This window comes from Roseateles sp., from assembly GCF_031397715.1.
Taxonomy (GTDB): domain Bacteria; phylum Pseudomonadota; class Gammaproteobacteria; order Burkholderiales; family Burkholderiaceae_C; genus Paucibacter_A.
Window position 1 is genome coordinate 1 of sequence record NZ_JANNMI010000114.1, and the last position, 5,766, is coordinate 5,766.

At 61.6% G+C, this 5,766-nt stretch carries 5 protein-coding genes; all 5 read right to left on the reverse strand.

Features of this window, described 5'->3' with window-relative positions; genetic code table 11:
• Positions 1–363: 363 nt before the first annotated feature.
• A complete protein-coding gene (locus tag RMO57_RS05110; protein ID WP_310384841.1) occupies positions 364–855 on the reverse strand; it encodes a type VI secretion system tube protein Hcp in 492 nt (163 codons plus the stop codon).
• A 115-nt stretch (positions 856–970) separates the two neighbouring features.
• Complete coding sequence (gene tssC, locus RMO57_RS05115) at positions 971–2,416, reverse strand: type VI secretion system contractile sheath large subunit (RefSeq protein ID WP_414896374.1); 1,446 nt, start codon at positions 2,414–2,416, stop codon at positions 971–973.
• Positions 2,417–2,532: 116 nt separating this feature from the next.
• Positions 2,533–3,030, reverse strand: a complete 498-nt coding sequence (tssB, locus tag RMO57_RS05120; RefSeq protein ID WP_310384845.1) for a type VI secretion system contractile sheath small subunit — start codon at positions 3,028–3,030, stop codon at positions 2,533–2,535.
• 63 nt (positions 3,031–3,093) lie between these two features.
• Complete coding sequence (gene tssA, locus RMO57_RS05125; RefSeq protein WP_310384848.1) at positions 3,094–4,152, reverse strand: type VI secretion system protein TssA; 1,059 nt, start codon at positions 4,150–4,152, stop codon at positions 3,094–3,096.
• A gap of 262 nt (positions 4,153–4,414) precedes the next feature.
• Positions 4,415–5,695 carry a DUF4384 domain-containing protein gene (locus RMO57_RS05130; RefSeq protein ID WP_310384850.1) on the reverse strand — a complete coding sequence of 427 codons (1,281 nt, stop codon included), beginning with the start codon at positions 5,693–5,695 and terminating at the stop codon, positions 4,415–4,417.
• Positions 5,696–5,766: the final 71 nt, after the last annotated feature.

The following is a 5,766-nucleotide window of genomic DNA, read 5'->3' on the forward strand; positions in this document are numbered from 1 at the left end:
AGCACGCACAGCAGCTGGAACAGGAAGACGCGCAGCTTGGCGTCCTGCGGATGGGCGCGGACCTGCTCGGTCAGCAGCTTCAAGGCGCGCAGGGCGTCGCCATCCTTGAGGGCCTGTTCTGCGGCGCGGGTGTCGGCCATCGTGGAGTGCCTCGGGTATGCCAGTGCAAGACGGTTGCGCTGCCCATCTGCGGCGCAACCAACCAGGGGGATGCGGGGCCTCACGCAGACCGAGGCCCGGCCAGCAAATGCCGATCCAAAAACCGATCAGGCCTGTTGCGAGGCCTGATCGGGGGTCGGCGGCGTGTTCTCGGCCCGACACAGGCCGCGCCGCAAAACCCATGCGGCGCGGCCTGTTGTGGAATCAGCCCGCCACGTTCTGGGCGATGTTCCACTTGAAGATACCGGCGCTGGCCACTGCGCCCTTGGAATCTTGCTTGAAGTAGTCGAAGGCCACCTTGGCGAAGTTCAGCGTGACGTTCTCGGTCAGGCGGTCTTCGCCACCGGAGCCACCGGTGCTGACGGAGGTGACGATCACTTCCTTCATCGTGATGAGGATGTACTTTTGCTGGCCTTCGCCGGCCTTGCGCACCATCAATACCACCTCGGCGATGTGACTGCCCTTGGCCAAGGCGACCATCAGGGCGCTTGATGCAGAGTCCACATACTTGGTGAACGACAAATCCTGGAAGTTGGCCTTGCCGGCGCCGCCGCCACCGCCCATATGGGTCGAGCCGGACTGCGACATCCCCCAGCTCCAGGCCAACACATCAACGTCGCCCTTGGCGCCTTGTGCTTTGTCGCGGCTCTCGCCTTTGATGGCTGCGCCCAAATTGATGAACATATCCAATGCCATGATGCTCTCCTGAAATGCCACCCAAATTGGGCGTTAGATACTGCAAAAAACGCTCAGTTTGAGAGCGCCCCCAGCCATGCAGCCGACCGGGGAAGGTTGAAACTAAAGCGCTTGTCTAGCCCTTGACCGATGGCAGCTTGTACACCAGCCGCAGCGAGACGGTCAGCCCTTCCAACTGGTAATGCGGCCGCAGGAAAAACTTGGAGCTGTAATAGCCTGGGTTGGCCGGATCTTCTTCCACCACCACTTCGGCCGCAGCCAAGGGCTTTTTCGCCTTGGTTTGCTCGGACGAGTTGGCCGGATCGCCGTCGACATATTGCATCACCCACTTGGTCAGCCAGCGCTCGACTTCGGCGCGCTCCTTGAACGAGCCGATCTTGTCGCGCACGATGCACTTCAGGTAATGCGCGAAGCGGCAAGTGGCAAACAGATACGGCAAGCGGGCGGCCAAATTGGCGTTGGCGGTCGCGTCCGGATCGTCGTACTCGGCCGGCTTGTGCAGCGACTGCGCGCCGATGAAGGCGGCGAAATCGCTGTTCTTGCGGTGCACCAGGGGCATGAAGCCGTTCTTGGCTAACTCGGCCTCGCGACGGTCTTCAATCGCGATTTCGGTCGGGCATTTCATGTCCACGCCGCCGTCATCGGTCGGGAAGGTGTGGGTGGGCAGGTTTTGCACCGCACCGCCCGATTCGATACCGCGAATCCGCGTGCACCAACCGTTCTCCTTGAAGGAGCGGTTGATATTGGTGGCCATCGCGTAGGCGGCATTGGCCCAGGTGTACTTGCCGTGGTCGGCCGAGCCAGTGTCTTCCTCGAAATTAAAGGCTTCCACCGGGTTTGTCTTGGCGCCATAAGGCATGCGTGACAAGAAACGCGGCATCGCCAGGCCGATGTATTTGGAGTCTTCTGACTCACGCAGCGAGCGCCAAGCGGCGTACTCTGGCGTCGTGAAGATCTTGGTCAAATCGCGTGGATTGGCCAACTCCTGCCACGAGTCCATCTGCATCAGGGTCGGCGAGCCGCCGGTGATGAAGGGCGCATGGGCGGCCGCGGCAATCTTGGCCATCTCCGACAGCAGCTCCACATCGGGTGCGCTCTGGTCGAAGTGATAGTCACCGACCAGGCAACCGAAAGGCTCACCGCCGAACTGGCTGAACTCCTCGGCATAGACCTTCTTGAAGATCGGGCTTTGATCCCAGCTGGTGCCCTTGTAGCGCTTCAGCGTCTTGCCCAACTCGGCCTTGGAGACGTTCATCACCCGGATCTTCAGCGACTCATCGGTCTCGGTGTTGTTCACCATGTAATGCAGACCGCGCCAAGCGCCTTCGAGCTTTTGAAAGTCTTGGTGATGCAGGATCAGGTTGATCTGCTCCGACAGCTTCTTATCGATCGCGGCGATCATCGCCTCGATCGACGCCACGGTGTCGCTGCCGATCAGCGCGGTCTGGCTCAGCGCCTGCTGGGCCAGGGTTTGCACCGCTTGTTCGACCGCGCTTTTCGCTTCGTCGGACTTGGGCTTGAATTCTTTTTGCAGCAGCGAAGCGAGGTCACTGCCTTCCATCGCTACGCTGGCCAGCGCGGCTGATGATGCGGAGGCTTGGACGTCTTGGGAGTTGGCCATCTATTTCTCCAGTATCTTTTGGGTGAATTGTTGGGTGCGGGATGAGCTGACTGAACTCAAGCGTCCGGCGGCTTCGCCGACGAGGCCAGCGCCCCCAACAAGGCCGGGTCATTGATCAACTTGCCGATCAACTCTTCAGCGCCGCCCTTGCCGTCCATATAAGTCACTAGGTTTTGCAACTGTTGGCGCGCATCCAGCAGCTTGCTGAGCGAATCCACCTTGCGCGCCACCGCGTCGGGTGAGAAGTCATCCATGCTGTCGAAGGTGATGTCGACGCTCAGATTGCCTTCGCCGGTCAGCGAGTTCGGCACTTGCATGGCCACACGTGGCTTCATCGCCTTCATGCGGGCATCGAAGTTATCAACATCGACTTCCAGAAACTTGCGGTCCGCCACCGGCGCCAAAGGGTCGGCCGGGTTGCCGGATAAATCGGCCATCACGCCCATCACGAACGGCAGTTGAACCTTTTTCTCGGCGCCGTAAACCTCGACGTCATATTCAATCTGGACCCGTGGCGCGCGATTGCGCGCGATGAATTTTTGGCTGCTACTCATTCCAAGCTCCTGTGCGACGGTGAAGAACTACAAATATGAAAAAAACACAAACAGCGCGAATCATCACTGTTCAGGGCCGTCAATGCTGTACGGGTCGACCCCTACCAGCCCGGCGACGCCGGACAAGGCGTCAGGTGCCAGCAGCTTCATCAACTGCAAGAAGTTTTGATTGATCAGCTGGCTACCGCGGCGCAGAAAGAGCTGGGCCGGATTGGCGGGCTCGGCTCGCTCAAGATATTCGCAGACCATGGCAATCGCTCGGATCGCATCTTCCCGCGAGTTGACGCTGCCGGACAGGCCCTTCTTGCTTGAGGCACCAGCAGCCGCGCCGCCCGGCGCGCGCTCGTTCGCACCCTCAGCAGCCTGGTCGCTGGTGGCTTCGGTCGCCTCGTCCGCAGGAAGGCAGCTCAGCACGCCGTTGGAAATACTGTAGAGCGGCCGCAAATCCGGTGCCTGCTCACTGCCAAGCGCTTCGTTCAGCGCGGCCGTCAATTGCCGCACTTGTGTCACCGCCTCCTGGCATTGCGCTCGCAGCCCGGCATCCTTGGCCAGCGCGGCGGCCAGCATCTGCTTGACCGGGCCCTGCCCGAGCGTCTCTTCATCGCTGCGCGCCGTCGCCAGCCCAAGTGCGAGCTCGACCGCACGCACGCTCAGCAAGCCGATGCTGCGATCCTCGACCAACAAGGCGGCGCGCAAATCTCCCAGCAAGCCTTCGTTCTCACGCAGCAAGGTCAGGGCATTGACCCGCGCATAGGGGTCGCCGTCATCCGGGTCGGGCAGCGGGTGGATAGGGGTCCAATGGCTACTGATCAAGCCATGCAGCAACTTCAACCCGACCGGAAAGGCACCATAACCTTGAGTGTGCAGGCATCCGCGCAACCAAAGAATCGCGATCCGCAAATCGCGCGTACGCGCCATCAGCGCCTCGGCCATGCCGACCACATTGCGCCACACGGGCAACTCCGCGGGGCCAAACTGCGACTCAGGCTTGCCGGCCGCGGCCTGCGTCAACGCCAGAAATTCATTGTCGTACTCAAGATCGGGACCGCAGGGCGAGGCCTCACTCGGCAGCGGCAAGAGCCACTCGGCCACCTTGCTCTCCATCGCTTCAAAATCACTCATCAATGACTCACTCACTTGGCTTATTGGGTGAAAATTTGAGCTGTGTCAACACAGGTGGGTGACTCAAGCGCTATGCACTTTAAAGCAAGACGGCGGCGCTGAACATTAAGTTTTTCTAAAAATCCAGCGCCTTCAAACAAGGGCTATCTTCCGGCCCCAAGCCCAAGCCCAAGCCCAAGCCAGCCCAGCACGGTAGCAGCACTCCGTGACAGTCAAATTGCAGCATTCGCAGACGCTGACCGCAAGCCCCTAGCGCCGTGGCTCAGCGGACAACCTCGACAGCGAACTGTGCAGCGCCGAAATCATCGCAGTTGCTCGCCGAGCAGGCGCGGCCTAGCCCCAGCAAATATGACGTGGTCAGCTGACCGTTTGCCTTCAGCGCTTGCGTCAAGGCGGCGGCCTGCTCGCCGGTCGGCAGCTTCAGGAACATCTCGTCGCGCTCTTTGCTCAGCGCACTGTAGTCACGCGGCTGAGCGCTGACGATCACCAAAAACTGCTGGGGTCCCGGCGGCTCGGCGGTCTCCAGCGGCCAGCTGTTCTGCGGCAACGCCAGCGGCCTGCCCGCCTTGATCCGGTTGTCGGGCGCCTGAGCATTGGGGAACAGCAGCAGCAAGGCCCCGTCTTGGCCCAGCATCAACACGTTGACGAACCCGTCACGCGCGGACTCGACCGTGAAGGCCAGCGGATCTTTGCCAATACGGAACTGCTGTTTGGCACTTGTCGCCGTGACCTTGAATCCCGCCGTTTGGGCTTGCAAAATTTGCTCAAACGCTTGGCTCGGTGCAAGGCTGGCCGCTGCGGCGGTGGTCAAAGCGGGCGTCGGTGTCGGCAGAGCCAGCGCTGGCTTGACCACGGCCGGCTCGGCCAGCGCCGGGTCTTGCCCCTTCTCTTGTCCGCTTAACACATAGACGCCGCCACCAGCAGCCGCCAGCAGCAAGGCACCCAGGCCCAGCCAAACAGCCTTGCCTGACTTTGCTACCGGTGCCGGCGCCGGCGCAGTTGCAGTTGCAGTTGCAGCGTGGGCGCTGATCTGCGTCGGCGCATCCAAATGACTGCGGAGGGACTCCGGTTGGGCGGACGCGGCGCCGCCGAGACCCAAATCGGCGCGCAAATCGGCAATCGACGCCGTACGGTCCTCAGGCCGCACCCGCAGCGCGCGGTCAATGGCCTGCAAAAACTTCGGGCTGTAGCGCCCCGCGGCCGACTCCGCCAGCGGCACATAGCTGTCGCTCATCAACCGCCCGACCGAAGTCGGCGGCGTGCGGCCCATGATGGCAAAGTGCACCGACGCCGCCAAGGCGTAGACATCGGTCCAGCCGCCCTGCTTCATATTGGGCGCTTCGGCGTACTGCTCCACCGGCGCGTAGCCGGGCTTGAGAATAACGGTCAAGGCCTGCGTCATGTCACCGATCACGCGGCGCGCCGCACCAAAATCCAGCAACAAGGGCTGCTGACTGGCGCCCAGCAAAATCACATTGTCGGGCGCGATATCGCGGTGAAAGCAACTGGCGGCCGAGGTCACCAAAGAGATCAGCGGTCTCAAGGTCAATATGAACCTGCTCCGTCTCGACCTCAGAAAGGTCCGCATCGACGTCCACCACGCCATGGACGCAG